Source organism: Neobacillus sp. NRS-1170, from assembly GCF_050468025.1.
In genome coordinates this window covers 25,626-52,315 of the sequence record NZ_JBITPF010000041.1, presented here as the reverse complement: position 1 = coordinate 52,315, position 26,690 = coordinate 25,626, and the positions used below count along the sequence as shown (strand labels likewise).

General features: G+C 43.1%; 33 protein-coding genes. 11 read left to right on the top strand and 22 right to left on the bottom strand.

All coding sequences use genetic code 11. The features are described from left to right. Positions 1-41: 41 nt before the first annotated feature. Complete coding sequence (locus ACIFOT_RS19065; protein WP_430066921.1) at positions 42-956, bottom strand: DMT family transporter; 915 nt, start codon at positions 954-956, stop codon at positions 42-44. Positions 957-1,288: 332 nt separating this feature from the next. Between ACIFOT_RS19065 and ACIFOT_RS19060 the strand changes: the two genes are divergently transcribed. Further along, the gene (locus tag ACIFOT_RS19060; RefSeq protein WP_430066920.1) at positions 1,289-2,230 is read left to right on the top strand and encodes a LytR family transcriptional regulator; all 942 of its coding nucleotides are present in this window, start codon (positions 1,289-1,291) and stop codon (positions 2,228-2,230) included. A 141-nt stretch (positions 2,231-2,371) separates the two neighbouring features. Beyond that, positions 2,372-3,295 carry a hypothetical protein gene (locus ACIFOT_RS19055; RefSeq protein ID WP_430066919.1) on the top strand — a complete coding sequence of 308 codons (924 nt, stop codon included), beginning with the start codon at positions 2,372-2,374 and terminating at the stop codon, positions 3,293-3,295. 57 nt (positions 3,296-3,352) lie between these two features. On the opposite strand, the gene ACIFOT_RS19050 is transcribed toward ACIFOT_RS19055, so the two are convergent. Genes ACIFOT_RS19050 through ACIFOT_RS19040 form a run of 3 tightly spaced genes read right to left on the bottom strand, consistent with a single transcriptional unit; the run spans position 3,353 to position 6,217 of the window. Then, the gene (locus ACIFOT_RS19050) at positions 3,353-3,985 is read right to left on the bottom strand and encodes a YcnI family protein (protein ID WP_430066918.1); all 633 of its coding nucleotides are present in this window, start codon (positions 3,983-3,985) and stop codon (positions 3,353-3,355) included. Between the two features lie 16 nt (positions 3,986-4,001). After that, a complete protein-coding gene (locus ACIFOT_RS19045; protein WP_430066917.1) occupies positions 4,002-5,627 on the bottom strand; it encodes a copper resistance protein CopC in 1,626 nt (541 codons plus the stop codon). Beyond that, the gene (locus ACIFOT_RS19040) at positions 5,624-6,217 is read right to left on the bottom strand and encodes a DeoR family transcriptional regulator (RefSeq protein WP_430066916.1); all 594 of its coding nucleotides are present in this window, start codon (positions 6,215-6,217) and stop codon (positions 5,624-5,626) included. Before ACIFOT_RS19040 ends, ACIFOT_RS19045 begins: the two co-directional genes overlap by 4 nt. A 222-nt stretch (positions 6,218-6,439) precedes the next feature. Here ACIFOT_RS19040 and ACIFOT_RS19035 point away from each other — a divergent pair, with 222 nt between their 5' ends. The 4 genes from ACIFOT_RS19035 (at position 6,440) to ACIFOT_RS19020 (ending at position 7,836) form a co-directional block, all read left to right on the top strand. Continuing rightward, positions 6,440-6,874, top strand: coding sequence for a hypothetical protein (locus ACIFOT_RS19035; RefSeq protein ID WP_430066915.1), 435 nt, complete (start codon positions 6,440-6,442; stop codon positions 6,872-6,874). Positions 6,875-7,089: 215 nt separating this feature from the next. Further along, the gene (locus tag ACIFOT_RS19030; protein WP_430066914.1) at positions 7,090-7,308 is read left to right on the top strand and encodes a DUF1659 domain-containing protein; all 219 of its coding nucleotides are present in this window, start codon (positions 7,090-7,092) and stop codon (positions 7,306-7,308) included. 85 nt (positions 7,309-7,393) lie between these two features. Then, positions 7,394-7,612, top strand: a complete 219-nt coding sequence (locus ACIFOT_RS19025) for a DUF2922 domain-containing protein (protein ID WP_430066913.1) — start codon at positions 7,394-7,396, stop codon at positions 7,610-7,612. 86 nt (positions 7,613-7,698) lie between these two features. Beyond that, positions 7,699-7,836: a YvrJ family protein gene (locus ACIFOT_RS19020; protein ID WP_223594024.1), complete on the top strand. Its 138-nt coding sequence runs from the start codon at positions 7,699-7,701 to the stop codon at positions 7,834-7,836. A gap of 196 nt (positions 7,837-8,032) precedes the next feature. Here ACIFOT_RS19020 and ACIFOT_RS19015 read toward each other — a convergent pair whose 3' ends face one another. Beyond that, on the bottom strand, positions 8,033-8,173 hold the full coding sequence (locus tag ACIFOT_RS19015) for a hypothetical protein (RefSeq protein ID WP_430066912.1): 141 nt from the start codon (positions 8,171-8,173) through the stop codon (positions 8,033-8,035). A 94-nt stretch (positions 8,174-8,267) separates the two neighbouring features. Between ACIFOT_RS19015 and ACIFOT_RS19010 the strand changes: the two genes are divergently transcribed. Both ACIFOT_RS19010 and ACIFOT_RS19005 read left to right on the top strand, forming a co-directional pair. Beyond that, entirely contained in the window at positions 8,268-8,915 is a 648-nt protein-coding gene (locus ACIFOT_RS19010) for a DUF421 domain-containing protein (protein WP_430066911.1), read from the top strand. Positions 8,916-9,059: 144 nt separating this feature from the next. Then, entirely contained in the window at positions 9,060-9,884 is an 825-nt protein-coding gene (locus tag ACIFOT_RS19005) for an N-acetylmuramoyl-L-alanine amidase (protein WP_430066910.1), read from the top strand. Between the two features lie 44 nt (positions 9,885-9,928). On the opposite strand, the gene ACIFOT_RS19000 is transcribed toward ACIFOT_RS19005, so the two are convergent. The 3 genes from ACIFOT_RS19000 to ACIFOT_RS18990 form a co-directional block, all read right to left on the bottom strand. After that, a complete protein-coding gene (locus ACIFOT_RS19000) occupies positions 9,929-10,354 on the bottom strand; it encodes an OsmC family protein (protein WP_430066972.1) in 426 nt (141 codons plus the stop codon). Between the two features lie 180 nt (positions 10,355-10,534). Next, entirely contained in the window at positions 10,535-11,125 is a 591-nt protein-coding gene (locus tag ACIFOT_RS18995) for a YiiX/YebB-like N1pC/P60 family cysteine hydrolase (RefSeq protein ID WP_430066909.1), read from the bottom strand. Positions 11,126-11,136: 11 nt separating this feature from the next. Then, on the bottom strand, positions 11,137-11,715 hold the full coding sequence (locus ACIFOT_RS18990) for a YdcF family protein (protein ID WP_430066908.1): 579 nt from the start codon (positions 11,713-11,715) through the stop codon (positions 11,137-11,139). 234 nt (positions 11,716-11,949) lie between these two features. On the opposite strand from ACIFOT_RS18990, the gene ACIFOT_RS18985 reads away from it, so the two are divergent. After that, positions 11,950-13,014 carry a DUF3231 family protein gene (locus ACIFOT_RS18985; protein WP_430066971.1) on the top strand — a complete coding sequence of 355 codons (1,065 nt, stop codon included), beginning with the start codon at positions 11,950-11,952 and terminating at the stop codon, positions 13,012-13,014. An 83-nt stretch (positions 13,015-13,097) separates the two neighbouring features. Beyond that, positions 13,098-13,283: a hypothetical protein gene (locus ACIFOT_RS18980; RefSeq protein WP_430066907.1), complete on the top strand. Its 186-nt coding sequence runs from the start codon at positions 13,098-13,100 to the stop codon at positions 13,281-13,283. Between the two features lie 72 nt (positions 13,284-13,355). Here the strand turns inward: ACIFOT_RS18980 and ACIFOT_RS18975 are convergent, their stop codons facing one another. From ACIFOT_RS18975 to ggt, 12 genes are all read right to left on the bottom strand, one after another. After that, entirely contained in the window at positions 13,356-14,381 is a 1,026-nt protein-coding gene (locus tag ACIFOT_RS18975) for a DUF4030 domain-containing protein (protein WP_430066906.1), read from the bottom strand. Next, complete coding sequence (locus tag ACIFOT_RS18970; RefSeq protein WP_430066970.1) at positions 14,365-14,595, bottom strand: sigma-70 family RNA polymerase sigma factor; 231 nt, start codon at positions 14,593-14,595, stop codon at positions 14,365-14,367. Before ACIFOT_RS18970 ends, ACIFOT_RS18975 begins: the two co-directional genes overlap by 17 nt. Next, positions 14,526-14,930 carry a sigma-70 family RNA polymerase sigma factor gene (locus ACIFOT_RS18965; protein WP_430066905.1) on the bottom strand — a complete coding sequence of 135 codons (405 nt, stop codon included), beginning with the start codon at positions 14,928-14,930 and terminating at the stop codon, positions 14,526-14,528. Before ACIFOT_RS18965 ends, ACIFOT_RS18970 begins: the two co-directional genes overlap by 70 nt. A 249-nt stretch (positions 14,931-15,179) precedes the next feature. Further along, entirely contained in the window at positions 15,180-16,187 is a 1,008-nt protein-coding gene (locus ACIFOT_RS18960; protein ID WP_430066904.1) for a MupG family TIM beta-alpha barrel fold protein, read from the bottom strand. Further along, the gene (locus tag ACIFOT_RS18955) at positions 16,184-17,545 is read right to left on the bottom strand and encodes a PTS transporter subunit EIIC (protein ID WP_430066903.1); all 1,362 of its coding nucleotides are present in this window, start codon (positions 17,543-17,545) and stop codon (positions 16,184-16,186) included. Before ACIFOT_RS18955 ends, ACIFOT_RS18960 begins: the two co-directional genes overlap by 4 nt. 78 nt (positions 17,546-17,623) lie before the next feature. Next, positions 17,624-18,478 (bottom strand): MurR/RpiR family transcriptional regulator, encoded by an 855-nt coding sequence (locus tag ACIFOT_RS18950; protein ID WP_430066902.1) that lies wholly within the window; start codon positions 18,476-18,478, stop codon positions 17,624-17,626. A gap of 15 nt (positions 18,479-18,493) precedes the next feature. After that, on the bottom strand, positions 18,494-19,393 hold the full coding sequence (gene murQ, locus ACIFOT_RS18945; RefSeq protein ID WP_430066901.1) for an N-acetylmuramic acid 6-phosphate etherase: 900 nt from the start codon (positions 19,391-19,393) through the stop codon (positions 18,494-18,496). A 122-nt stretch (positions 19,394-19,515) separates the two neighbouring features. After that, a complete protein-coding gene (locus ACIFOT_RS18940; RefSeq protein WP_430066900.1) occupies positions 19,516-20,367 on the bottom strand; it encodes a Cof-type HAD-IIB family hydrolase in 852 nt (283 codons plus the stop codon). A 272-nt stretch (positions 20,368-20,639) separates the two neighbouring features. Continuing rightward, entirely contained in the window at positions 20,640-21,536 is an 897-nt protein-coding gene (locus ACIFOT_RS18935; RefSeq protein ID WP_430066899.1) for an acetamidase/formamidase family protein, read from the bottom strand. Positions 21,537-21,560: 24 nt separating this feature from the next. Further along, entirely contained in the window at positions 21,561-22,088 is a 528-nt protein-coding gene (locus ACIFOT_RS18930) for a chromate transporter (RefSeq protein WP_430066969.1), read from the bottom strand. After that, positions 22,088-22,663, bottom strand: coding sequence for a chromate transporter (locus ACIFOT_RS18925; RefSeq protein ID WP_430066968.1), 576 nt, complete (start codon positions 22,661-22,663; stop codon positions 22,088-22,090). The genes ACIFOT_RS18930 and ACIFOT_RS18925 overlap by 1 nt, the downstream gene beginning before the upstream one ends. Before the next feature lie 25 nt (positions 22,664-22,688). Beyond that, a complete protein-coding gene (gene ggt / locus ACIFOT_RS18920; RefSeq protein ID WP_430066898.1) occupies positions 22,689-24,299 on the bottom strand; it encodes a gamma-glutamyltransferase in 1,611 nt (536 codons plus the stop codon). 159 nt (positions 24,300-24,458) lie between these two features. Here ggt and ACIFOT_RS18915 point away from each other — a divergent pair, with 159 nt between their 5' ends. Beyond that, entirely contained in the window at positions 24,459-24,908 is a 450-nt protein-coding gene (locus ACIFOT_RS18915) for an Lrp/AsnC family transcriptional regulator (protein ID WP_430066897.1), read from the top strand. Between the two features lie 253 nt (positions 24,909-25,161). Here the strand turns inward: ACIFOT_RS18915 and ACIFOT_RS18910 are convergent, their stop codons facing one another. Beyond that, positions 25,162-25,653, bottom strand: a complete 492-nt coding sequence (locus ACIFOT_RS18910; RefSeq protein WP_430066967.1) for a VanZ family protein — start codon at positions 25,651-25,653, stop codon at positions 25,162-25,164. Between the two features lie 139 nt (positions 25,654-25,792). Then, positions 25,793-26,602, bottom strand: coding sequence for a prohibitin family protein (locus ACIFOT_RS18905; RefSeq protein WP_430066896.1), 810 nt, complete (start codon positions 26,600-26,602; stop codon positions 25,793-25,795). Between the last annotated feature and the right edge of the window lie 88 nt (positions 26,603-26,690).

The following is a 26,690-nucleotide window of genomic DNA, read 5'->3' as shown; positions in this document are numbered from 1 at the left end:
TTATTGGAACCGCAGCGGGCACTCTGCCCCCACTTACCACGTTATGTTATTTCTACCTTTTGCTGCTTTTCGACAACCGATTTACGCTTCGAGCCCAGCAAATTAACAACAATGACACCAGCAATCGCAATCGCACCGCCATTAATCGAAAGCAGAGTTGGCCATTCATTCAACCAGATTCCCGCAACCAATATAGCAACTACCGGTTCAATATATAACATGCTCGTAACGGCACCAGCCTTTCCTGCCCCAAGCGCAATTGCCCATGTGACGTAACCAATAGCTGTCGGAAAAATCCCAATATAAAGCGCAGATAGATTGGCCTCCATTGTCGCATGTTTGATATCGTCAAACAGACCCGGGAAAAAAATAAAAAATGGCAGCGTTCCTGCCCATGTAAAATAAGCTGTTAATTCCATCGAGGTATACCGTTTCAATAGTGGTTTTTGATAAGCAAACAACACCGACGTTGCTACAGCGGCCATAAGCACTAAATAGGAGCCCTTCGATATTTGAAGTGACGAACCTGCTGTTGCCATTGTAATCAGTCCGATCCCAATAAAGCCTAGAGCTAATCCAATCCAGCCAAACAAACCCATGCGCTCTTTTAAAATAAATACCGAAATAAGAGCGGTAAAAATGGGTGCAGACGACACCAACATACCTGCCGTCGCTGCTGATACGGTTTGTTCCCCGAACGTAACCCCAATATGATAAATGCTGATGCCGACCCAGCCAAGAACTAATAAGCGCAGCAAATCCTCTTTTTTCGGCAGCCTGAATTTTGTCCCCGGCCATAAAGCATAAATAGCGAAAAGGGCCGATGCAATAAGATAGCGGCTGAGGATTAAATGGCCGGATGAATAGCCCCCTTGCAATCCTACCCGAATCGCTGCAAACGTCGAGCCCCAAATGATGACAGTGATGGATGCCATGGTAAATGCTTTGGTGTTCAATTCTTCTCACCTCAATCAAGTATATACAACCTCAAGATTATCACGCGAGAAGAATAGTTACAATAGTTTGAATTGTCGGGATTTCAAGTTCATTTACCTTGGACGATCGTTTTTTTGTCTTTCGGGCAATGAAACGGCTTTTCATTTACCTCGGCTGCTCGCTTTTTGGCTTTTCGGGCAATGAAATGGTCCTTCTCATATGTTTCTATTTAGTTAGTCCAAAAATGTACTACTTTACTATTTCCATATTTTTAACCTATCACTTATGCAATAATTTTGCTAAACTAAATAGCAATTGCAATAAACTTTGTAAGTTTTTAGGAGGTTTTTTCATGAGATCTCAAAAAAGGAAAAGCAAAAAATGGATGAAAGTGACCAGTGCCATCCTTGCCATTATGTTACTAGGCGGAGGAGCATACGGGTACACTGTATATAAATCTTTAAATAACGCGGTTGAAACGATGCATCAGCCGATTGAACGAACACAATCTAAAAAACGGGAAAAGCCAGTCGAAGTGAAGGCCAAGGATCCATTTTCAGTTTTAATGCTTGGTGTGGACGAGCGCGAAGGGGACAAAGGCCGCTCCGATACGATGATTGTGTTAACCGTCAACCCTAATAACAATTCCGTGAAAATGCTTAGCATTCCGCGTGATACAAGGACCGAGATTGTCGGCAAGGGGAAAGAAGACAAGATTAACCACGCCTACGCTTTTGGAGGAGTTCCTATGGCGATGGATACCGTTGAAAACTTTCTTGATATTCCAATTGACTATTACATTCAAGTCAATATGGAGGGCTTCACGGAAATGGTCGATGCCGTTGGCGGCGTAACGGTCCAAAATGACCTTGATTTTACACAAGATGGCATTCACTTTGCTAAAGGCGAATTAACGCTAAACGGCAAAGAATCTTTAAGCTATACAAGAATGCGACATGAAGACCCGAGAGGTGACTTTGGCCGTCAATCAAGACAGCGTCAGATCATCGAAGGAATCGTTAAAGAAGGTGCTAGCCTTTCAAGCTTAACCAAGTTTTCCGATATCTTTACCGTCCTTGGCAAAAATGTAAAAACGAACCTTACTTTTGACCAAATGGTTGCGATCCAACACGGCTATAAGCATGTAGGAACTTCGATTCAACAAATGGAATTAAAAGAGCAAGGAAAAATGATTAATCATATCTATTATGGATTGGTTTCAACAGAAGAAAAGCAGCGCGTTCGTAACGAATTGAGGACACAATTAGAATTATCAGGGAATAGCGAAAGCTGATTGGAGGAATCCAATCAGCTTTTTTATTTCCAAAAATTAAAATTAGATTAAAAAAATTAAAAAACGGTTAAAAAATTAATTTACTAGATTGATATTTTAATAGTAAAATACTCTAGAATCAGATAAATAGGGGGCACTACATTGAAAAAAACATTAAAAGCTGTAACATTAGTAGCTGGACTTACATTGCTTTCTTCACCAGTATCATCCTTCGCAGCAACAAGCGGAACCACTGCTGTTCAGTACCATAATCAGTGGGTAAAGAAAGGTTCTTACTGGACATACTACAATGCAAAAGGAGCTTTGCAAAAAGGCTGGCTTTCACTGAACAACAAGTGGTATTACTTTGATTCAAATGGCTACATGAAAACGGGCTGGGTTTCAGTCAGCGGCAAATGGTATTATTTTGATGCCAGCGGCGTTATGAAAACGGGCTGGGTTAAGGTTTCCACTCAATGGTATTTCTTTGATGCATCAGGTGCCATGAAGACTGGCTGGGTGAAGTCTGGTTCTGACTGGTATTATATGAATGCAAATGGAGCAATGAAAACAGGCTGGCTTCAATCAGGCGGCAAGTGGTACTACCTAAATCCTACTTCCGGTAAAATGGCGCTTGGCTGGAATAACATTAACGGAAAAACATATTTTTTCTACAACACTGGAATTATGGCAGCCAATACAACGATTGAAGGCAAACAAATTGGTGCTGACGGAGCTGTTGTACAAGCTAACCCAACATTAAATAAATTGAATGAAGTGGCTGCTCCATACGGCGTAACAGTTGAATATGACGCAGAAACTGAAGCGTACTATCTATACCATGGTGAAGAAAACATCGCGTTGGTTTTTGCTGATGGGTACGTAAATGGTGATTCTGCATATGGAGAGTTATTGAAAAAAGCTGCTCTTGCTTTAGGAGTACCGGCAACTGAAGAACAGTTAAATGATTACGTTTTACAAGCTCAAGCAAGTGAAACTAGTGAATTCTATAATGACTCTATCTACATTTATGCAGATGAAACAGAACTATGGATCTTATGGGGACCTGAATATTCAGCTGAGTAAGACCTCTTCAAAAAAAATGACCTATTCAACTTCTGAATAGGTCATTTTTTAAACCATTTATTTTTTACGAGCCGCTACCACAAGCGCGCCCAATGATAATACCACTGAAACAATCGATAAAATCAACGGAAGTGAATTAGAATCTGAGTCTTCCTTATCGTCTGCTGCTTTAACCTCTTCTTTTTTCGGCTCTTCCGTTTTTACATCATGATGATCGGCCTCTGCCGCACCCGCCACGATATCCGTAATCGAATGAGGGGAATCCGATCCTTCGTCACCTGTCCATTCTACAACACTGCCATCTTTATAATATTGAAAAGCATCCCAAGCAGCCTTACCGGCATTGTCAGGGTTTTTCCCTACAAATGTGAAGGATTGGAATTGGCCTGGCAAAATCCCTTCTCCTGTTGCTTCAAACGTGAATGACTTTACAATGCCCTTTTCATCTTTTTCATCGGAATACTTCCAGCCAGGAACCGGCTGGTACGACTTAATTTCAATTCCGGCTGGCGCCTTAATGGTAACCTTTGTCGTGGCAACTTCCTTTTCAACCGGAACCTTCACCGTATACGTTTCCCAGGCACCTGTTGTTGATGTTTTTGGAACGACGGTCACGTGCGCACTTGCGACACTCGTAAATAAGAATAACCCCAAAACTGTTGGTAAAAATGCTTTTAAAATATGTTTCATCCTCATATCTCCTCTTCTATTGGCTCCCTACAAGAACCTTAAAATCAGTATCCATTGTTTCTAAATCCTTGGTCAGGACGTGGACACGGACGTTCCAGCGGCCCGACATATTGAAATTCAACCCTTTTGAGCCGTATTTGCCATCCTTGATCTTTAATAAACGAATCGTATCGTCCCCCATCTTCATCTCAAGAGATGTAAACGTCAGCGTGATCTGCTCAACCGCCTTAATCGGTCGGCCGTTTCGGTCTTTCAAGGAAACTTCGAAAGTGTTTTTTCCAATCACATTCGGAGTCGCCGCAAACGTGATGCTGCTGCCTTTAACTTTATTCGTTTCCTTCACAGGCCCAGGCGACGCCATCGCAGTCGGCAGATTCGTCAGGATCACAGACAGAACCAGAACAATGATTCCTGCTGACATTTCCCCCCATAACGAACGTGATATTCCTTTTTCATTATTACGCTTTCCTTTTAAAAAATTAACCCCCGCAAACAGCACCATGATGACTAAGAGCAGAACCTTCCCTAGCAAAGCCTTTCCGTAATCTGTCACGAAAAGCGACCGCCAATTTGGAATGTATAACAAGCTTCCATAAAGGCCTGTTGCGGATAAAATGATCACGATGGCAATTCCCCATTTTGAAAACCGGCGGACCGTTTCAAAATAGGCTTGTTGTTTGCGCAATGGAAGCAAGGCAATCAGCGCAATCAAGCTGCCGATCCAAATGGACGCCGACAGTAAATGAACAAAGTCCATAATCACCGGCAGCATACCACTTTTGGAAGAGGCCGCGTGGCTGGTGAACGTCTTCGTCCTTAGCATCCCTATTCCAAGCGCAAGCGAAATCCAAATCCATATTTGTTTTTGAAAAGGTTTATAACATAGTAAAAATGTTGACGGCCAGAGAATAAGCAGCATCACTATTGCTGTGATCCATGTTTTCCCAAACACACTTTTTGTCAACAGATCCCCTAATACTTTAACGTGGAAAACCTTCCCCCATGATAAGCCCGATTCAATCGTTGCCTGAAGCGGCAAGCTCATAATAATGCTAAAGCATAAGGTTATGAAGGAATAGACGATTATTTTTGTAAAACGACTTCGAACCCATGTGTCTTGACCCAATTCTTTCGGGAGAACAAATAGGTAGAAGAACAGAATCCCAACAAAACCGGCGCTGCTCATATATTGCAGCCAGCGAATCAGGATCAAATCCACTTTAGGCTTATACCCTTTCGACCCCTGGGTAGTGGCTGAACCCTTGGAATCGTGCCCGATTTGGAAAGGAATCACCCCTTCAACTGGGTGTCCATCACCTGATACCACCCTCCATTGGATGCTGTAGGTATCGTTCGGCAGGTTACTATTTAAGTCCGCCTCGATGATGGAGGGATCATTCGGATTGATTCTCTCATTCTTTTGGTCCACCCGCTTCCCGTTCGAATCGAATACCTCAATCGAATGATAATCAGGCTGAATCGGTTCATCAAACTGAATCGTTACTTTTTGCAGCGGTTCATCAAAAACCTCATTTTCAGTCGGCGTTGATTTTTTAATATAGGCATGGGCGGAAGGAATAGTCGGAAATAGAAAAATAACTAGGACCGGAATAAGGAGAAGAAGCTTCCTGCTTACACTCATTCGACCATTCCCTCTCTTTTACTGCAGCCGCAGCCCTTCTGACCGTTCATTCTTGCTTGGTTTTCTTCAATCGCTTCCTCAAATGAAAGTATTATTCCTCCAAAGCCCTTTTGAAATTGCTCGGCCTGTTTGAGCGAAGCAAAGGTCAATACTTGCGGCTGGCAGCAATTCAAATTAAAATCCGCATCCATTAAAAAGTGCGCCATTTTTGCGCTGATGGTCGTATTTTGAAGGAAATCCCGGCATATAATTTGCGAGACCTCTTTTTCAATATCCTTATATCTTAATAATCCACAATGTGGACAGCATAGCTGTTCCACCCTTAAATCATGCGTGATAATTTGAAACGGGTGACGGTTATTCCCTTCCTTGAGACAGTATGTACAAGCGGTCGAGGAAGCATCCGCAGCCGGTGCCAAACTGATGCCGCCTGAAGTTTTGATGATTTTTTTATCATCTATCAGTGGCTTAATGTCACGATAAACGGTCATTTCCGAGACATTTAGACGCTTGCTGATTTCGGTAATCGAAAGCGTGCCTTCTTTTTTCAGCCATTTTAACAATTGTTGCCGGCGCTCTATTGGCAGCATTTTCACACCTCCTACTGTAAGGTTAGATTACTTTCTATCTTTAAACAACACGTAAATGTGAATATTATGTGAAAAAGCAACAAGCTTTTCACATCTTTTAACATGATATTAACAATATGCACCGTCAGGCAGGACTATGACTAAAGTTGGATAGGTAACATAATTCTCAAAAAAGTATCATATATTGCTTTTAAAACAAAGGGGGAGAAGGCAATGGTACTTTTGTTCAGCATACTGTTAGTTTTTCTCCTAACGAGTTATGTTACCTACCTAACGTACCAAAAGAGTAAAAGGATCACCACGATGACGGGCATGATGATTAGCATGTCGAGTTCCATGATAGCAAGCGTCACCCTTGGGACGATTTTGGGCATTAGTCTCCAGGATAATGATTTAACCCTTCCTACGATTATCGCAGTATCCATCGGAATGCTGGTCGGACATCTAACCGGAAAACCCGTCTCCCTTACCGCGTCATTAAACGGCGTACTTTCGGGCATCATGGGCGGAATGATGGGAGCGATGCTGGGCGTGATGTTAAATCCCAACACCGCCGCGGCAATGATTTACTTTATCATTGTTGTCTTTGTTTTTGTTAACATCCTGCTCATTCTATTAATTCATGAACAAACACAACTCTATGGCAGGAAGCCATAGAGTTGTTTGTTATTCTTGAAGATTACCCTTTTTGAGGTCCAGATGGAAATTTATTGGGCGCTATCAATTTTCTTCATCCGGGTCAATAAGTAGATTTAAACATTGAAAGAGCGGCTTGGATAGTCGCTCTTTTTTTATTTCAAAAAAAATTCCCCTCCACCCTGCCCTTTCCGCCTCTAAATTCCTATATAAAAGGTGAAAGGAGGTGAGAGACAATGGCACAAACATTATTAGAAGGAACAAAGCTTCGTATCGTTTTCGAAGCCGGCATGGACGAAAAGGGCAATCCGCTTTACAAAGCCAAATCGTTTAGCAATATCAATAACGATGCAACGGCTGACCAATTATACCAAGCAGCCCAAGCCATCACCACACTAACCAGCGACGTTTTAAACAAAGTAGAGCGAAACGACAGCTCCGAAATCCTAGCTTAGGTGTCAGGCACCGTCCGTGGACATTTGTACACAGCAGACGGACGCGATTAATCAAAGGTAACTTTATTGATAGGAGGTGAAGAAAATGGCTAAAACGTTGGAATTGCAGTTTGGTACGGAGTTTGGCAAAACTGCTCGTTTATCGATCGATAATCCAAAAGAACCGATTGATGAGCAGGTTGTTAAACTTTCGATGGGACAGATTATTGCATCCGAGGTTTTCACTTCTGCCAGCGGCAAGTATGTGGAAGCAAAAGGAGCAAGAATCATAGACCGTAATGTAACTGAATATGAACTTGTTTAATTTTAATAAAGAAGAGGCCGGATTCTCGTCAACGATGAAGCCGGCCTCTTTTTACAAAACTCTTAATTAGGAAAGGAGCAAATACCATGGATCAGATTATCCCGATCATTAACGAGGTGGGATTCCCAATTGCCGTGACCCTCTTCTTGCTTTACCGCGTTGAGTCCAAGCTTGATATGGTCGTCCAGTCGATTCAGGACCTTCCTGACAAAATGAAAGTGTAATTTTGCACCAGTGGTGCGCCGATAGAAATCTACGTGACTGAATTGGGGCGTGGGCAGTAAAAACGGTCACTTAGAGGCAGTCTACGTGACCAGATTAGGCCGCGAAAAGAAAATACGGTCACGTAAACTGACTTATACAAATAATTTCATTTCAAATAAATGAAATTACCCCCAAACTAAAATGGGGGTTTTGATTTCACTCAGGATTATCAATTGGTTTTCGTCGCGGCTGGGATTGATCCAGTTTCTCCTTAATCCTTGGATCAATCCCTTCCGTCCGCGTTTGCCAAATACTATATTTAATCGAATTTGGCGGTTTTGTCCTTTCATTTGTCATCCATGCCCACCTCCATTAAATATAGTTTCTACAATAAATAATTTGGATTATAAGTGGAAAATTATATAAAAACATAGTATTAGGAGCTGAGCAGATGGATCTATCCATCATTTGGAAATCATTAATTTTAATTGCAGCAGGGACTCTCCTGTTAAGAATATCCGGCAGAAAATCGATTGCCCAAATGACCTTGGCACAAACCATTGTTGTAATTGCCATTGGGACAATCATCGTTCAACCAATAGTAGAGGAAAGTGTAACAAAAACCATCGAAGGTGCTGCCGTTTTTGTCGCAATTTTATTGATTTTAGAATACTTACAAATAAAGTTTAATTTTGCTGAAAAACTTCTAAGCGGAAAATCGAAGGTCGTGATTGAGAATGGCAACTTGAATATCCAAACATTAAAAAAGCTGCGACTGACCGTTGACCATCTTGAAATGCGGATGCGCAACGAAGGCATTTCTAAAAACGAAGACATTAAATACGCCACAATTGAACCTAACGGCCTGCTTGGATATGAATTAAAAGATGATGCCAAACCAGTCACAGTCGGTGAGCTGAAAAAACTCCTGGACCTCTATTTTCCTAATGTGAGTGTGACTACACATCCACGAATAAGGAACAGCCAAATATTTTCTCAGAAATCAATCAGCAGCACAAACAGGATCATCCGGACTACTTACAATAAGGTTTGCCCTCGGAAAAGTCTTTTCAGACAGAAGGTCCGGGGGTATTTCTAGTGCCTCGTCCCCCATTTTTACCGAACATCTCACAAATCCCAACTTATCCCATCCTAATAAGAGCAATTTACTGGCCTTTTGAATATCATAACAATGTTAACGGAAAACACAGTGGATAAATTATATTGAAAGGAGAAGTAAGTCATGACCTATCCAATTAAAAAAGATTTAATCCCTGGTTTGCCAAGAGAGCCGTATCGAAACGGTGTTGGCGCATATGAGGGGGTAGTAGCTCATTCAACCGCAACCCCGGAAGCAACGGCAGAAGCAGAATCTGCTTATTTTCACAGAGAATGGGACAATCGTAATGCCTTTGTCCACTTTTTCGTCGATTGGGATTCGATTGTTCAAACAGCCAATACGGACTACAAAGCATGGGGCGCTGGGAAGGGGAATCCTCGTTATGTCCATGTGGAATTATGTGAGACAAGCGACCATGCTAAATTTATAGATTCCTATCATCGCTACGTCTGGCTAATTGCCCATCTTTTAAAACAAAAAAATCTAGATGTTATCAATGGCCAAACCCTGGTATCACATGCATGGGTCTCCAAGAATCTAGGCGGAACAGACCATATGGACCCGTTAGCCTATTTAACTTCCCATGGGGTGACCTGGACAGAGTTTGTCAATGATGTACGGGCCGCCAATGATACCCCGAAAAAAGGCTGGGTAAAAGAAAATTCAACATGGTATTTCTATGAAAATGGCAAAAGACGGCTTGGCTGGCTGCAGGACAAAGGAAAATGGTATTACCTCAATGAGGTTACCGGGGCTATGGTAACTGGATGGTACATTGCCGGAGAAAACTGGGCCTACTTTGATAAGCAGGGAGTCATGCAGACAGGCTGGACCCGTTCCAGCGGAAAATGGTACTATCTCGATGAAAAAGGGAAAATGGTCACTGGAGAACGCGAGGTCAATGGAACGAAATATACCTTTGACAGCAACGGCGCTTTAATCCAATAATGCGAAAGGCCCTTCTCATTGGGAAGGGCTTTTTCAGTGGCAATCTAAATTTGGTTTTCCCCTTTAGCCCCATTAATAGAGTAGCTGACGGTTATTTCGGCATTTAAGGAATGCGAAACGGAACAATATTTATCCTTCGACAATTGAATCGCCCGTACAACCTTGTCCTCAGGCAGTTCCCCTTCGAACGCATAATGAATGTTAATAGCTGTAAATCGCTTAGGATGCTCCTCGGCCCGTTCGCCTTTAACCTCCATATGAAAAGACGAAGGCTCAAGCCGCATCTTATGCAGGATGGAAATAATGTCGATTCCGGTGCAGCCCGCAACCGCCTGCAGCAGCAGTTCCGTCGGCCTTGCGCCGGAATTCTCTCCACCCACCTCGGGAGCCGCATCCATGATAATTTCATGTCCAGAGGGAGTCACACCCGAAAAGGCCATTTTCTCTTTCCACTTAATCGTTAAATCCATATCCATACCCCTTTCCCCTGATATTCTTACCAATCGGGCAATTCCATATTTAAGTCATTTTAAGTTTTGTCTTTTTTTCAAGGTGTTTTGTCTATTTTTTAAGCCGGTTTGTTTATTTTTCAGGCAGGATTGTCCATTTAGACAGAAATTGGAACCTCCCCATCAAAAAATTCCCGCCGATTACGGCTGAATTTCAAACAATGGCGTAACCTTCGCATCCGCCGCAATATGCTCGGGAAAAATAAATCCCATCGGATCTCGCCCAAATACAATATCCATTTGCTTGAAGCATACATCCACAAATTCCGAGCAAATAAACGACTTATCATCCTTGTGCTTGCCGATCCCTAAACCTACACGGGCTACAATACGGGCGATTTCGTCTTTATCATAATTATAATTAAGCAAGTCCACGGCATTTCCCAGCATTTTATTGATTTTTCCTAAATCAAAATGAGGACTGTCCACCTCTTCATGGCGCGCCAAGTACATTTCACCATTATACTTTTTATTACTATTTTCATAGTTATAAAGGTAATGAGACAACGGAACCGCCCTGACACCATCATTCTCCACACTTTCTAAAACTACTACGCGATCATTCCAATAGCATAACAAGGCCACATGGCTAAACATCGAATCCGAAACCTTCTTGATCAACTCACTAACTATATGCCGTCCGCTGCAAAATAACAGGTCCCCCGTCCTGATCTCTTGTCGCGCCAATTGATACGACAGCTGCTTAGTACCAATGAATTTACTTGTCCCCATCAGAAACCCCCTCAATAGTTCTTCCCTAAGGCATACCCCGCCATTTTTAAATATTCATTAACGGTAATCATGATGCTTTTGTTATTGCTCCACCACTTCGTCTTGTTAAAATAACGATCCTTCACACCGGCGTAATAAAGCTTGACTCCACTATGTTCAAAGTCGCGGTCAAAAATCATTTTGACTCTTTTCATATGATAATTGGACGAAACAACAATGGCAGAATCGATAGGATAAGACTTAATGACCCTCCTTGTGAAATCGGCATTTTCGTAGGTGCTATCAGCACGGTCTTCTAGGATAATCACACTTTCCGGAACCCCGAGCTTTAAAGCATGCTCCTTCATCAACTCGGCAGCCGTCACATCGTTATAGATGATGCCGCCAGAAATAACAAAATACTTGCCATATCCCTGATGATACAGCTCTGCGGCTTTTTCCACTCGTTCGCCGCGGTCGCCGCTTAAGACAATAATGGCGTCTGCCTTTTGTACGGTGTCCTTAGCAACCAGGAACTTCCCGGCATTCACCAGCAACAGGAGCAATACCACCGCAAACGCTATTACAATGACAAATTTCTTTTTGTTCATGAAATTCCAATTCCTAACCTAATCTATTATTTTTAATCTTAGTATATTAAAGGCAAGGGCCAGATTCAATTAGATCTAGGCCTTGCTAAAAAAACTATTCCGCTTTTTTAATATCGCTTAGCTGATGTTGCCCATTTTCACTTTTTACCGTGTAGATTTGCCCCAACAAACGAATAATTTTTTTAAAAAGAAGAAAAATAACTAAAAAATGGTAAGGTGAATGATTTGGCAAAAATGATTAAACCAATAAAGATTGGTTCCAAAAAGACTACTCCCATCGAAAATCTTTTAACTTCAGAAAAAGGTTCCGTATCAGAAAAATTAACAGCAGCCGAAATAGCGAAGCTTTGGGCGACCTATATGGGAAATAGCATGTCTAGATGTATTTTAAGATATTATCAGCAACACGTAGATGATGAAGATATAAAAAAACTGCTGAATCATGCTTTATCGTTAACAAATGAATTTATGAGTTCAATCGCAGGAATTTTTAAAAAGGAAAACTTTCCGATCCCGGCTGGGTTTTCAGATGAGGATGTTAATCTTGGTGCTCCCAGATTATTTGAAGATCAGTTCTACGTCCATTATTTAAAATATGCCGCAAAAGCGGGGCTCAGCATTTATGGTGTGGCGATCCCACTAATGTATAGAGAGGATGTAAAGGAATTTTTTATTCACTGCATGAATTCCACCATTGAATTGATGGAACACATAAATGATTTATTAATGAAAAAAGGCTTTATTATGAAACCGCCTGCCATTCCAATACCGGAAAAAGTAACTTTCGTCCATCACGATTTTCTAAATGGATATTTTGGTCAAGTACGTCCTTTACACGCTTTAGAAATCACCCATCTTTATGACAATATTGAAAATAACGTGACAAGCAAAGCGCTGATTTTGGGTTTTAGTCAAGTAGTAAAATCGGAAAGGGTCCGTGATTTATTTATAAAAGGCAGAGATATTACACATAATGAGTTAGAGCGGTATATGAATAAGCTACATGAAGAAAACTTACCATCACCGTCTTTTCTTGACCATTTAGTCACAACATCCACCTATTCTCCTTTTTCGGATAAATTAATGTTGTATCATAAGGTAGATATGTTCTCGATGAAGATTCGGGCATTTGGAAATTCTGCAGCTGTAAATGGAAGACACGATATTGGGTTCATGTACACAAGAGCGTTAATGAATATCTCATTATTTGTAGAAGAGGGCGCAAAAATCATGATTGATAACGGCTGGATGGAACAGCCGCCCGAAGCGGTCAATCGAGATAATTTAGCATCAAAATAGAACGTACTCCTCCCGTATAATCTATGAAAAATTTGTCCATCCTTATTTTAAAGAAATAGATTAAAAATTTGGGAGGCTTCAAGATGGGGAGAGAATTAGGAAATATTTTCAATGAGCTTAAATTAGTTAAAAACAGGGAACTGGATGAATGCAACGCGGAGCTTAGCAACGAAAATTATAGCTCCATCGTCAAAAAAGCGCTGCTTGCCTACAAGCACGAACTTCTTGAGAATCTGGAAATGTATGACCACTATCTTGATTTAAAATAAGCTATAAAAACAAAAGACTCCTGCAATATGGAGTCTTTTGTTTTTGACAAAGTACATTGCGTGAAAGGGACCCTATCTCGTAATCACTCTTTCTTTCTTATCCTTCGAACGAATGAATACCTTATACGCATCATCCTTAATAATCTCCTTTGTTTCCTTGGAGGTTAAAAATTCCCGAATGGTGTCTTCGATTCTGTCTGTCACTTCTTCATAATCGGCATCTTTGGAGGATACCGAGGTACTAATCGTAATTTGCATAAATTCAGCCGAGCGATTTGTGTATCCTACTCCGATTACTTTATATTTCTTACTGCTGAACATGCCATCTGCAATGGTTGTAATGATGTCCGACCAGCGCATTTCCCGCTCTCTTTTTTTGACATTATACACGACAGCGTTAACCGTGAACGTTCCAAGTCCTTTCTCAGCAAGCTGGCTTTGGATTTTTTGCTTGATTTCATCCTTTTTTGTTTCCGTATTCGGCAAATTGATTTCAATCGTCTTATTCGCTAAGCCTATGGGTTCTTCATTGCCATAGCTCTTTAGTACATTGGATACAACATCAAATACCTGTTTGTTTAACTCCTCGATTTTCTGTTCTTCTTCGCTTAGTACTGGCGGTGTAAATTGGGACGCTTCGACCCTCACTCCGTAGGCATCAAACCCTCTTGACAGCAACAGGTCTTTCACAATCTTCTTCACTTCCGGTTTATCCTTATTTACCTCTTCCTCCGTTCCCTGAAGCCTCACGGACATTACTTTCTTTGGCTCGTATCGAACGCCGATTCCATCGACTTTATACCCTTTTTCGGTGAGCGTCGTGAGAATGACATCCGAAATCGGCTGCGATTTAAAAATCATATTTAAAAATGGCACTTTTGCCGCCACCTCGGCCACTGCCGGCGAGAAAAAGGCCAACACCACAAACACTCCGAAGGCTGCCACCGCCGCACCGCTGAAATAGAACAGCCTTCTCCACCAGTTAATCCGTTTCGGTTGAATCTGTTGTTGAACCCGGTCTTTAATTCTATTAGCGATTTCGTCATGGAAATAATTTTGCTGGTAGTAATCTTTTACCTCTTTAAGATCTTTTTCCAAGCAGATCACCTCCTGAAAAAGAATGTAACTTCTCTTTTAACATTGCCCTAGCCCTTGATAGTCTTGTTTTCACCGTATTAAGGTTTAAATTCAAGATTCCGGCAATATCCTCCAGTTTTTCATCCTGAAAATAATAGAGGACGATTAGCTCGCGATATTTAGTGGGCAGACTAAGGACAGTTTGCAGAACCGCTTCCCGCTCATCCTGCTGGATCTTCTCCTCCTCAGGGCTCTGACTCTTTGTAAAATTTTCAAAAAAGGCTTTCGGAAACTTAAGGCATTGAAGCCCTTCGACCGGAGCATATCCTTCGCTGTATTGACCGTAATCCGATAAATCCAGCTCGAAATCTGCGACTCCCCTCTAAATTGATTGAGAGACTTATAGCATTTGATAAACACTTCCTGCGAAATATCCTCCGCCAGCCCGCGGTCTTTCACATAAGAATAAGCCAGCAAATAGACCTTTTGGGAATACAAATTCATCAGATCATCAATCTGTTTCTCTTTATCTAGATTATAAGGCAGATCTGCAATATCAACTTTAAGCACCTAACCGCTCCCCCTTTCTAACACCTTTAAGACTGAAAAAGCATGATATTAGTTTCATTTTTTTCAAAAAATAAGAACCATTTTATGGGGGTTTTCCTTTTACTCGCCAACACCTGAAATCTATCACTCGGGCATTAGGGGCCCTTCCTAATTACCGTACTTGCTTAATTCTCTTCCACCCAGGCATTAGGCGCCCTTCCTTATTAATGACCGAGAAAACAAAAAAACCAAGGAAAAATATCCCTTGGTTCAGACCTCAATTAATTTCACCATTTGACCCGGCTTCAGCAAGGAAAGCAGCGGCAAATCGCCCTCGACAACTTTCCCAACCACATTCACCCGCTCATCCGCCGGCAGATCATGAAGCGTGATTTGCACCTCGCCGCGATACCGGCCATAACGGTCGTTGTCCATTGTAATCGTTCCCCTTGGCCGCACCCCCGTATTCTCAGGGGCTACTGCCTCCGAACTCCTCGTATCCATGAACCTTAACACATCGCGGGAAAAATCAGGACGGAGCCGGAACTCACCTTCTTGAAAACCTTCGACTTGAATCGAAATCCGGCCAAAAAGGTCAAAATCCAATAACCTCCCAAGAAGCTCCTCGCTGACCTCGGGATCGCCGAGATAAACATCATAGGCACCGGCCCGGAACAACTCCAGGGCCGCCACAAACGGATCGACACCACGATGCGCCTCCAAAGTCGGCAGCCCTTCAAACAACGGACCGCGTTTCTCTCCGTCACCTGCAATATAAGCACTGACCGGAATGCCATACCGTCCAAAAAGTTCATTTTGCGCTCGAAAAAACGATTCCGCTAACCCGGTTTCTCTCCTTGGATAAAAATTATGCCAGGCCATAAGCTGCCTTGCCTCAAGCCCGCCATCCAAAAGCGCACTCAGCTCTTCTTCAAACATAATGCTAGCATTAAGCGCAAGCTTGAAATCCTTCGCTAACTCCAAAATCGTTTCATTATCAAAAAAATCATCCAGCCGCAAACCGCCCACACCTAATGATTTTAACGAAGATAAGCTCTCCAGTCCCAAATGTGCGGGCGTCCGCGCCGACACATCCGCATAAACCTCGATTCCAGCTTCCTTTGCGGTTTGCAGCAGCATTGCAGCACGGCCCGCTAAATCTCCGGATTCTTCAGGAATGTGAAGGGAGGTAAACGCCCGCTTCACACCCTTTTTTCCTGCAAAAATAATCCGCTCTTCCGCCAAAGGATCATTTAAATAGAAGGAAATGCCGATCAATCAAATTCACCAGCCATCTCATCTTTGAAACCGAATAAATAAGTGAATAGAAAACCAGCCGCGTACGCAATGACGACCCCTGCTAAATACAGCAGCACCTGACCAGTTACAACTAGGAAGGCAAGCGGTAAACCAGATACCCCTACTGCAATCGTAGCTACATGGAAGGCTGCCTGGAACGCACCGCCGACACCGGCCCCTAAACACGCTGTTAAGAATGGACGTCCTAATGGCAGCGTCACACCGAAGATTAACGGCTCCCCGATACCAAGAATACCGGCAGGAAGACCCCCGCCAATCGCTCTTTTTAAGCGAGTTTTCTTCGTTTTAAAATAAATCGCAAACGCCGCACCGACTTGGCCGGCACCGCCCATTGCCAGGATTGGAAGAAGCGGGTCATTGCCTAATGAATTGATCAATTCAAGGTGGATTGGGGTTAAACCTTGATGCAAGCCTGTTACAACGAGCGGCAGGAAGGTTGCCCCAAGGACGAAGCCTGCAACGACACCACCCATATCAAGTAAGGAAGTTAATCCTTTTGTAATCGCATCTGAAATAAAACCACCAAGCGGCATAAAAACAAGATAAGTAACAATGCCAGTAACCAATAAAGCAACCGTTGGTGTGATAAACAGATCAAGTGATTGTGGAACAAACTTGCGAACTCGTTTTTCAACAAGGGCAATGAAAATAGCGGCAAATAGGACGCCAATCAACCCCCCGCGCCCCGGAAGCAGCGCTGTATCAAACAATTTGATTCCTGCAACAGCCGGATTAATGATCAAGATACCTGCAATCGCTCCAAGTGCTGGTGAACCGCCGAATTCTTTCGCTGCATTGATCCCAACTAAAATTCCAAGGTATCCAAACAACCCTCCGCCAATGACAGACAAAATCGTTGCCAGTTGCGAATCTCCTGCCAGCCATCCCGCCTGTACAATCGCTTTCGTGATCCCCGTGATCAAACCGGATGCTACAAGAGCCGGGATTAATGGAATGAAAATACTAGAGATTTTTCGTAAAAACAGCTTAAATGGTGTGGCATTTTTTTGATTAATTTCCGCCTTCTTGCTCGCGGCCTTTTCTTTCAAATCAATTCCGCCGGCTGCCTCTATTAATCTGCCAAACTCCTCAGTCACTTGATTTACTTTTCCAGGGCCAAGGATAATTTGCAGGGTTTCCTCTTCGACTACCCCAATGACCCCTTCTATTTTCTTAATGGCCGCTTTATCGATAATCGAATCATCCTTCGGTGTGACACGAAGTCTTGTCATACAATGTGTATAATTGCCGATATTCGCTGGGCCGCCTAATTGTTCCAGAATCTTTTCTGCTAAAATCTTATTCTCTCCAGCCATGTTTTTTCCCCTCTCTCTGTTGTTTTATTTTTTTTAAAAAAGTCAACGGAATGGACGTCACATCACCCCCCAAAAGGATTATTTACCTTCCTTAATAAATCGGATTGCTTCTCTTGTTTTATCAATCGAATGAATCGTGTCCTCATATTGAACCGTTGCCATCGATAAAAACAAAATATCCATGATATATAACTGGGCAAGCCGTGATGACGTGGCGGCACTTCGAAATGGCGCCTCGCCGGAATAAGAGGTAAACAATTTAATATCCGCCAGGGATGAAACCGATGATTGTCCGTATTTCGTTAAACTGATCGTTTTCACGCTGCGCTCTTTCGCCAGTGTCATAATTTTTATCACTTCAGAGGTTTCGCCTGAATGGGAGATTCCAAACACAACATCCTCCTGACTGGCATTCGCGATTAGAGTAGCGACAAGATGGGTATCCGTGAAAGCGGTCGCATTTTTATGAACCCGAAGGAGCTTTTGCTGTGCGTCACCAGCAATAATGCTGGAGGCGCCAATGCCAAAAAAATGAACATTTTGCGCACCCGACAAGGTGTGAACAGCACGTTCCAATTCCTCATAATTGATCATCTCTTCTGAATCGCGAATGCTTTGGATGCTGTTTGAGGTCGTCTTCTGAACAATCGAGAAAAACGATTCCCCCGGCTCGATATCACGATAGCCTTGTTCGACCGGTTTCACTAAATCCCCGGCGATTCGTACCTTTAAATCCTGAAATCCATTTATGCCAAGCGACTTGCACAGCCTAATCACAGCTGCACCGCTTGTATGGGCCTGTACGCCAATGTCCTGGACGGTACTGTTTAAAACCGTTTGCGGATTTTCAAGAATAAACTCAGCAATTTTTCGCTCCGAAGCCGGAAGCTGCTCCAGCATATTTTGAATCATTTTTAAGCCGCCTGCTGCCACACCAAAGACCACCTTTTACATTTGGATTGCTTTTTTTACATAACCGTTTGCTTCTTTTAATAATCGTTCTGCTTCTTGTTTCGTTCTATTCGTCTTAATCATGACAATCGCCGTTTTCACTTGCAGATCGGCTTGTTCCAATATTTCCGAAGCCGTTTCATAAGAAACCCCGGTAATTTTTCGGATGATGCCAATTGCTCGTTCCTGCAGCTTTTGGTTGCTCACATGAACATCGACCATTAAATTTTCATAAGCTTTTCCTAAAAGAATCATTGAGGAAGTGGAAATCATATTTAAAATCATTTTGTGAGCCGTACCCGCTTTCAGCCGCGTCGAACCAGTTAGTACCTCTGGACCGACAATCACTTCGATGGCCTGGTCGGCTTCTTTGCTAATCGCCGCATTTTTATTGCAGGATAAAGCGACGGTTTTTGCGCCAAGGCTCCGTGCATAGCGAAGCGCTCCAATCACATAAGGAGTACGGCCGCTCGCTGCGATGCCGATAACGGTATCGTTCTTTGTCAGCCCCAGTTCCTTCAGGTCACTGACACCAAGCTCCGTCTGGTCCTCAGCCCCTTCGACTGCTTTTAAAAATGCTCCTTCTCCCCCTGCAATCAGGCCTTGCACCATTTCAGGGTCCGTGCTGAAGGTCGGCGGACATTCTACGGCATCCAGTACGCCTAAGCGCCCGCTCGTGCCTGCGCCCATATAGATGAGGCGGCCGCCTTTTTGAAAGGAATCCACTACAAATCGAACCGCCTCCTCCACTTCTGGCAACACTTCCTTGACCGCTAAAGCGACCAATTGATCCTGCTCGTTCATGATTCGTAATATCTCATTCGGATTGGCTGTATCAATCTGCATCGATTGTTCATTTCGTGATTCTGTCGTTAATAATTCGAGATTTTCGTCCATTGCTGCGTTCTCCTCCTGTTAGTTTGTCTAAGATGTAAGCGATTACCCGTACCTTCATTATATTACGTTTGAAATTTCATTTCAATATTTTTATAAAAATAATGAAATATTATTTTAAAATCTTATTCTAATAAATAGCGGCTGATCGCCTTGGCAACCCCCGCTTCATTGTTTCCCCCGGTTATCTGATCCGCCAATTGTTTCACTTTTTCCGGCGCATTTCCCATGGCAATTCCAAGGCCTGCTGTTTTGAGCATAAGCGAATCGTTATAATTATCACCAATTGCCGCGGTTTGCGAGATGGGAATCCCGAGTTTTTCGGTGAGCTTAACCAGGGCAGATGCCTTTGTCACTCCGCTCGGGGTAATTTCTAAATTAAGAAAATCGAAACTGCTGCTGATTTCCATGTCCACGATTCGCTTGGAAAAATCATGGAGCTTATTTTTCTCGTCAAAAACGGCAATTTTTGTAATGCTTGGTGTTTGTTCCTTCATGTATTGGTAGATATCATCAATCACTTTCACCTGGCACTGCTGCCTGAATTGCTCGCAGTTTTGCCGGCTGCCTCCCGAACTTTCAAGAGTTGGAATGTTATTTTCAATCCATCTTTCGTTCCATTTATTCACTTGCGGGACCAGAAGCGTATCCCCTTCGTAAAAATGAGCATATATGCCATCGGCTTCACATAGTTCCCAAAAGTTGATAAGCGATTCTATCGAAAAAACGGATTGCGCGCTGATTTCTCCGTTTTCATCGATGAGGATCGCCCCATTATAAGCAATGATCGGCTCACTCTTAAGGCCGATGGTACTGGCAATCCATTTGGTTGAAAGCGGCGAGCGGCCGCTGCAAATCACGACCCTGCCGCCTCTTTGGCGATACTCCTGAATTGCTTCGATGGTTTCTATAGCAATCTCCTTTTGATCATTTAATAATGTCCCATCTAAGTCCGTTGCCAATAGTGGATACTTCATTTTTATTTCCCCTTTGTGATGTCATTTTGGTATTATTATATTTTTTGTGGAATTTTATTTCAAAATAGGGTTTGGATGAAGGGGATGCGCGACTCTGAGAAGTGATTGGACATTTTTTGGGGTGCTTTGGACAATTTTTGCGGCGCTTTGGACAATTTTACATACACATTGGACATTTTATGCGGCTCTTTGGACATTTATTTAGATGATTCGGACATTTTAACAGTAACTGGAAAAACAAAAACAAAAAAACCGAAGGAATACCCCTCGGTTTAAAAAACTCCAGACCCATACTTCCCCAAAACCCACTTCGGAAAAAGAAACCTTGCTGTTACCAGCGGGTCCACCACCTGGCAGATTTGCGTCTGGCCAATGGCACTACACAACATATTGATTTGATTGAAAGAAAGATCAATCCGATCCTCTAAAAATGAAACCATGTCTTCCACTGAACGCTTAACTGCCAGGTCCAGCGTCTCCTCAGAAGCAATCGTACTAATAAATTCTTCCGATTCCAAAATCGGATTTTCAATACTAAATCCTTTAATGACCTTTAATGTGACGGTTACCTTCGCTGCAATTTCAATTCCCGTCACGCCAATTTCCCCGTCCCCCATAGCGGCATGTAAATCGCCCAATGCAAACAGTGCACCATCTGCATGAACCGGAAAATAAAGGGTGGCACCCGTGGTAATCATTTTATTATCCATATTCCCGCCATGAGAACCCGGTGTCCCACAGGAAACTGCTCCATCCTTCGGCGCCACACCGATTACCCCAATCATCGGGTTTAAAGGGATTTCAATTAAATCATTAAAAATCGCCTTGCCATCACGGATCGGGATGATCTTCGCTTCAAACTCTTCAAAACGGTCACCAAGTACCCCCATACCAGGACTAACCGCCATCACACCTTGATCCGCAAGCTCTATCTCATCAATCGTAACAGCAAGAATATCTCCGGCTTCAGCTCCATTCACATAAATAGGGCCGGTCGCTGGATTGACCTTATCCCAATCCATCGCATGATAAGAAATATCCTCTGAAACGATCTGGTTCTCAAAACAATCACAGGTTTCGATGACAACCTGTGTGCCGGAATCCACCTGTAAAACCGGTTTGTTTTCCTTACTGAACGCATAAATCAAATTGGACCGACTTACTAACATAGTTATCCTCCTGTTACACTTTTTTTATAAAAACAGCGCCCCATATGCTAATGAGCCCATGATCACGTATGCCGGGTGCACCTTAAATTTTTCCAAAAGCAACAAACTCGCTGCTATTAAGAAGACCGTTTGGAGCACACCAGAATTATGGTAGGACGTGAAGAAAAAGTTAAACGTCATCACACCCAACAAAACTGCAATCGTCGGGCGGATATAGGTCGTCATCCGCTTCACTTTCGGCGAATCCTTGTACTTATATAATATACCTAAAAGAAAAATCATTAAGATCAGCGAAGGGGCAACGGTCGCAAACACCCCGACCACCGAACCGACGACTCCGCCGACTTCGTAGCCAATATAACCGGCCATTTTCGTCGCAATTGGTCCTGGCAAGGCATTGCCGAGTGCCAATACTTCACTAAACTCTTGAACGGTCATCCAGCCGTAATGGCCGACAACTTCATTTTCGACAAGCGGAATCGAAGACGGACCGCCGCCATAACCGACTATTCCCGGTATGAAAAAGGCAAGGAAAATATGCCAATATAACATCATCCCACCCCTCTTTCTACATTTTTTTCCGCACCCTTAGGGGCCTTATCCCTCTTAACAAGGGCAAAAATTAATATTGCTGCAATTAAGATCCCTGGATGGATCCCCAAAACCTCTAATACTAGCAAACTGCCAACTACCACTAATCCCGCTTTTATTTTTCCAAGCGTTTGATACGATTTCCTGAAAAAATCCCAGGTTAACGTAGCCATCATCACGCCTACAACCGGAACAACAGCTTTCGTCATCCCCGCTACCCATGGCAGGTCCTTCACAGAGGACAAAGAGGTCAGCAAAATGATCATGAGTAAAATGGTTGGGAGAATCGAAGACAGGATGGCATTGACCATTCCCAAGTATCCTCCAACCCGGTACCCGATATATCCTGCCATTTTGGTATTAATCGGACCTGGGAGAGTATTCGCTAAGGCTAATACGTCGCCAAACTCATCATCATCCATCCACTTAAACCGCTCGACCACCTCTTTATGAACGAGCGGGATCGAAGATGGCCCTCCCCCGTAGCCTAAGATTCCGGATCGAAAAAATGCAATACTGATATCAAGCTGTTTCATCATTTATTCAACACCTTTTTTGAATTTACCAAGCTGCAATCGTACCGTCCGTTCTCGATTCTGTTCCGCCTGAAAGCACACCTGTACTTGAGTCGCGCCAAATGATCTGGCCTCTTCCGAATGGACCGCCATCTAAAGCAATCTCGATGTCATGCCCTTTTCTTGCCAGCGCCTGTGCAATATGGGCAGGGAAGGTATTTTCAACAATAATTTTCTTGCCCTCCATCCATTGCCATCTTGGCGAATCCAAGGCCGCTTGCGGATTTAAATGGAAGTCGATTGTGTTCATGATGACTTGAGCATGACCTTGCGGCTGCATATATCCACCCATGACACCGAATGGTCCAACCGCTTCACTATCCTTTGTTAAAAAGCCTGGAATAATCGTATGGTACGTCCGCTTACCCGGCTCAAGGCGGTTTTCATGCGAAGGATCCAACGAGAAATCTGCGCCGCGATTTTGTAGCGCAATGCCTGTTCCCGGTACCACGATTCCTGAGCCAAAGCCCATATAGTTGCTTTGGATAAACGAAACCATATTACCTTCGCCGTCGGCCGTCGCTAAATAAACGGTACCGCCTTTTGGAGGAGTTCCTGGTTCAGGGGTCAGCGCTGAATCCCCAATCAAGCTTCTTCTCCCCGCGGCATATTCTTCCGATAATAATTGCTCGGACGTTACTGACATTTTTTCCGGGTCTGTCACATATTTTTGGGCATCGGCAAAGGCTAATTTCATAGCTTCAATTTGTTTATGATAGGTTTCGAAGGATTCTTTTTCAACAAAATCATAGCCTTTAAGCATGTTTAGCGCCATTAATGCCACAATTCCCTGGCCGTTTGGCGGAATCTCCCAGACATCATAGCCCCTGTAATTCACTTTAATCGGCTGCACCCACTGAGGCTTGTAAGTCGCTAAATCTTCTTTGGACAAGAAGCCGCCGTGCTGCTTGGAAAACTCGTCAATTTTGTCAGCTAGATCGCCGCGATAAAAGCTTTCAGCCTTCGTTTCCGCGATTTCGCGCAGTGTTTTCGCGTGACCTTCCGATTTCCAAATCTCCCCGATTTGCGGCGCCTTGCCTTCTGGAGCAAAGGTTTCGAACCAGCCCTTATACTCATCACCTGTATATAAATCTTTAAATCTATTAAAAGCTGCGTTCCAATACTGTCCTAACACAGGAGAAAGCGGGTAACCTTTTTCGGCATATTCAATGGCGGGCTGGAGGACCTCTGTTAATGGCAGCCTGCCGAATCGTCTGGACAGTTCTGCCCATGCAGCCGGTGCACCCGGAACCGTTACAGGCACAAGGCCAAATGTTGGCATTTTTTCATGTCCCTTTTCCTTTACAGCTTCAATCGAGATGCTTTTTGGCGCCGGACCGCTGGAGTTCAAGCCGTAAAGCTCGCCATTTGTCCAGACTAACGCAAACGCATCGCCGCCAATCCCATTGGAGGTCGGTTCCACCACCGTCAAACAGGCAGCCGTAGCAATCGCCGCATCAATGGCATTTCCGCCCTTTTTTAAAATATCAAGACCAGCTTGGGCGGCTAACGGCTGAGAAGTGGCGACCATCCCATTCCTGGCGATGGTCGCCATTCGTTGGGATGGATAGGGATAATTTAAGTAATCAAAATGCATGATGTTTCTCCTTTCATTCATATCGTATGTTAAGTGGATTATTTAATTTCCTTTTGTAAACAATTTTATCTTATTTGCCTTACAAACGAAATATGTATTTTTACAAATAAATACTTTTGTTTTATAATTTTAAGTAAACAAGGGAAATGTGGTGGGCTGATGATAATTGATGAAGTCGATCGAAAAATACTTCAGTTGTTAAGTGAAAATGGCAGAATGTCATACGTTGATATAGGCAAAGAATTGAACTTATCCCGTGTCTCCATCCGTGAACGGGTTTATCAATTAATTGAAAATGGCGTGATTGAAAAATTTACGGTCGTTATTAATTCCGATAAAGTGGGGAAAGGAGTGTCCGCTTTCTTCGAAGTCGATTGCGAGCCGGCCTCCCTGGTCAGAGTGGCGGAAACCTTAGCCAATAATCCCGTTGTAGCAAGCTGCTACCAGATGACGGGGCCAAGTACCTTACATATGCACGTTCTGGTGGAGGACTTTGTGCGCTTAGAGAACTTTATCAATGAGGAATTATATAGCTTGGAAGGCATCACACGAGTAGAAAGCCACATTTTATTACGCAGATTTAAAAGCAGGACAGGGTTGAAATTATAAACTTTTCCCGTTCTGGAGGGTTTGTCTATTTTTAAGGCCTGTTTGTCTATTTATTTCGGGGTTTTGTCCATTTTTGATGGAACTTTGTCTATTTTTTAAGGGATTTTGTCTCATTTTTTCATGGGATTGTCGATTTTTATAAAAAAAGGAAATTAGAGACATAATAAACAAAACGAAACCGGGGAGTATCCCTCGGTTTCGTTTTGTTTATTCAATTCGATAAAAACCAAGGCTTCCCCTTGGTTTCTTTCAGCTATTTATTTTTAGTCCAACGACCGCGAAATTGATTAATAACATAATAGATTGCGATGCCCAACAAAGCTCCCGAACTATCGATGAAAACATCCTTCACCTGCGGCCCCCGGCCAGGAACAAATATTTGGTGTATTTCATCGGACGAGGCGTAGAGGACGCATATCCCCTGAGCTAGGAGCATCATCAACCCACTTAATTTTCCGCCTCTCCTCAAAGCATGCACCGTCAAAACAGCGAGTACTAAATAAGCAAAGAAATGCGCATTTTTTCTCACCACATGATTGACCGTTTCCATGTTCAAATCTGCTCCCGGTTTCAATTTGTTCACCGTTTCGATGACTTTCTCGGTTACTCCCATACTAAGAGAGTTAGATTCAGTAGCCGGTTGAGCGGACATATTAAATATAAGAAACATCCAAAGGAATACCAATAGCCATGGGAATAAGGCTTTGATCCTCTGATTAACAGATACCGTCTTTTCCATTCTCATTTGCAAGTTAATTACTCCTAAACTATTAAGATAAAACCTATTCTATCATTTTTTTAAAATATGTCCTATTAACAGTGCACAATTCCCAGTCAATTCCAAAGCCATCAAAAAAGAGAAGTGCTCATAACACTTCTCCATACTACTGCTTTTTCGCACCCGCCCCGCTCAAATCGATAAACGGAGTAGCCCCGCCGGTAACGCTTGGCAAATGTCCATCCCATTTTTCCAAAGCCTTCTCCTGGACCTCAATTTGCTTCAATTCAATTAACTCAGGCGTGACTTCCTGCTTTTTCAGCTTTAACGCTTCCGCCTCAGCACCGGCCTGTGTGATTTGCTGCTGGGCCTCGATTTTGATTCTTTCTAAATCTCTTTGTGCCTTTAATGCATTTTGTTCAGCGGTCTGTTTTTGTTCAATCGCCTTATTGAATTCCTCGCTGAAAGCAAATTCCTTAATATTGATATCTTCAAGTTTCATATAATACTTGGTTAATTTTTTCGCCAGCATATCCTTCACTTGCGCCGAAACCTCCGGCCGTTTCGAAATCAGCTCTTCTGCAGTGTACTGCGCCGTAATCGCCTTAAGGGATTCGGCAATGGCCGGGTCGACAATGCGGGAGCGATAATCCAAGCCAATTTCTTGATACAGCTTATTCACGGCCTCGGGATCCACTGAAAAGTTAACAGCCACCTTTGTCGTTACCATTTGCAGATCCTTAGAAGCAGCCGACTGCGAGCTTTCTTCCTTTTGAACCCGGACTTCAACCTCCTGAACAGATTGTAGAAACGGAAGCTTAAAGTGAAGCCCTTCCGTTAAAATCGTTGGCTTAACCTCACCCATTTGCAACAGAACTCCTCTATTCCCAGCAGCAACCGTAGTAATCGAAGCAGCAATAAGACCCAAGACAACAAACACGATAATACCAGTAACCACATATCGTGTGTACTTCATGCTTACTCCCCCTCTACAAACGGATCATGCAAAAAGAGTTACATTTAGATAAATTTATGAAAATAGTACCAAATTTATACAATATTTT

What these genes read in the sequence shown, in the direction of transcription:
- ACIFOT_RS19040 (WP_430066916.1), bottom strand. Translation starts at nt 6,217, where the DNA reads ATGCTGCCAATAGAGCGCCGGCAACAATTGTTAAAATGGCTGAAAAAA.
- ACIFOT_RS19050 (WP_430066918.1), bottom strand. Translation starts at nt 3,985, where the DNA reads ATGAAACATATTTTAAAAGCATTTTTACCAACAGTTTTGGGGTTATTC.
- ACIFOT_RS18985 (WP_430066971.1), top strand. Translation starts at nt 11,950, where the DNA reads ATGATTAAACCAATAAAGATTGGTTCCAAAAAGACTACTCCCATCGAA.
- ACIFOT_RS18910 (WP_430066967.1), bottom strand. Translation starts at nt 25,653, where the DNA reads ATGAGAATGGAAAAGACGGTATCTGTTAATCAGAGGATCAAAGCCTTA.
- ACIFOT_RS19005 (WP_430066910.1), top strand. Translation starts at nt 9,060, where the DNA reads ATGACCTATCCAATTAAAAAAGATTTAATCCCTGGTTTGCCAAGAGAG.
- murQ (WP_430066901.1), bottom strand. Translation starts at nt 19,393, where the DNA reads ATGGACGAAAATCTCGAATTATTAACGACAGAATCACGAAATGAACAA.
- ACIFOT_RS19015 (WP_430066912.1), bottom strand. Translation starts at nt 8,173, where the DNA reads ATGACAAATGAAAGGACAAAACCGCCAAATTCGATTAAATATAGTATT.
- ACIFOT_RS18990 (WP_430066908.1), bottom strand. Translation starts at nt 11,715, where the DNA reads ATGAACAAAAAGAAATTTGTCATTGTAATAGCGTTTGCGGTGGTATTG.
- ACIFOT_RS19000 (WP_430066972.1), bottom strand. Translation starts at nt 10,354, where the DNA reads ATGGATTTAACGATTAAGTGGAAAGAGAAAATGGCCTTTTCGGGTGTG.
- ACIFOT_RS18930 (WP_430066969.1), bottom strand. Translation starts at nt 22,088, where the DNA reads ATGTTATATTGGCATATTTTCCTTGCCTTTTTCATACCGGGAATAGTC.
- ACIFOT_RS19025 (WP_430066913.1), top strand. Translation starts at nt 7,394, where the DNA reads ATGGCTAAAACGTTGGAATTGCAGTTTGGTACGGAGTTTGGCAAAACT.
- ACIFOT_RS18980 (WP_430066907.1), top strand. Translation starts at nt 13,098, where the DNA reads ATGGGGAGAGAATTAGGAAATATTTTCAATGAGCTTAAATTAGTTAAA.
- ACIFOT_RS19020 (WP_223594024.1), top strand. Translation starts at nt 7,699, where the DNA reads ATGGATCAGATTATCCCGATCATTAACGAGGTGGGATTCCCAATTGCC.
- ACIFOT_RS18955 (WP_430066903.1), bottom strand. Translation starts at nt 17,545, where the DNA reads ATGGCTGGAGAGAATAAGATTTTAGCAGAAAAGATTCTGGAACAATTA.
- ACIFOT_RS18995 (WP_430066909.1), bottom strand. Translation starts at nt 11,125, where the DNA reads ATGGGGACAAGTAAATTCATTGGTACTAAGCAGCTGTCGTATCAATTG.
- ACIFOT_RS18905 (WP_430066896.1), bottom strand. Translation starts at nt 26,602, where the DNA reads ATGAAGTACACACGATATGTGGTTACTGGTATTATCGTGTTTGTTGTC.
- ggt (WP_430066898.1), bottom strand. Translation starts at nt 24,299, where the DNA reads ATGCATTTTGATTACTTAAATTATCCCTATCCATCCCAACGAATGGCG.
- ACIFOT_RS19060 (WP_430066920.1), top strand. Translation starts at nt 1,289, where the DNA reads ATGAGATCTCAAAAAAGGAAAAGCAAAAAATGGATGAAAGTGACCAGT.
- ACIFOT_RS18915 (WP_430066897.1), top strand. Translation starts at nt 24,459, where the DNA reads ATGATAATTGATGAAGTCGATCGAAAAATACTTCAGTTGTTAAGTGAA.
- ACIFOT_RS19010 (WP_430066911.1), top strand. Translation starts at nt 8,268, where the DNA reads ATGGATCTATCCATCATTTGGAAATCATTAATTTTAATTGCAGCAGGG.
- ACIFOT_RS18925 (WP_430066968.1), bottom strand. Translation starts at nt 22,663, where the DNA reads ATGAAACAGCTTGATATCAGTATTGCATTTTTTCGATCCGGAATCTTA.
- ACIFOT_RS18940 (WP_430066900.1), bottom strand. Translation starts at nt 20,367, where the DNA reads ATGAAGTATCCACTATTGGCAACGGACTTAGATGGGACATTATTAAAT.
- ACIFOT_RS18935 (WP_430066899.1), bottom strand. Translation starts at nt 21,536, where the DNA reads ATGTTAGTAAGTCGGTCCAATTTGATTTATGCGTTCAGTAAGGAAAAC.
- ACIFOT_RS19045 (WP_430066917.1), bottom strand. Translation starts at nt 5,627, where the DNA reads ATGAGTGTAAGCAGGAAGCTTCTTCTCCTTATTCCGGTCCTAGTTATT.
- ACIFOT_RS19030 (WP_430066914.1), top strand. Translation starts at nt 7,090, where the DNA reads ATGGCACAAACATTATTAGAAGGAACAAAGCTTCGTATCGTTTTCGAA.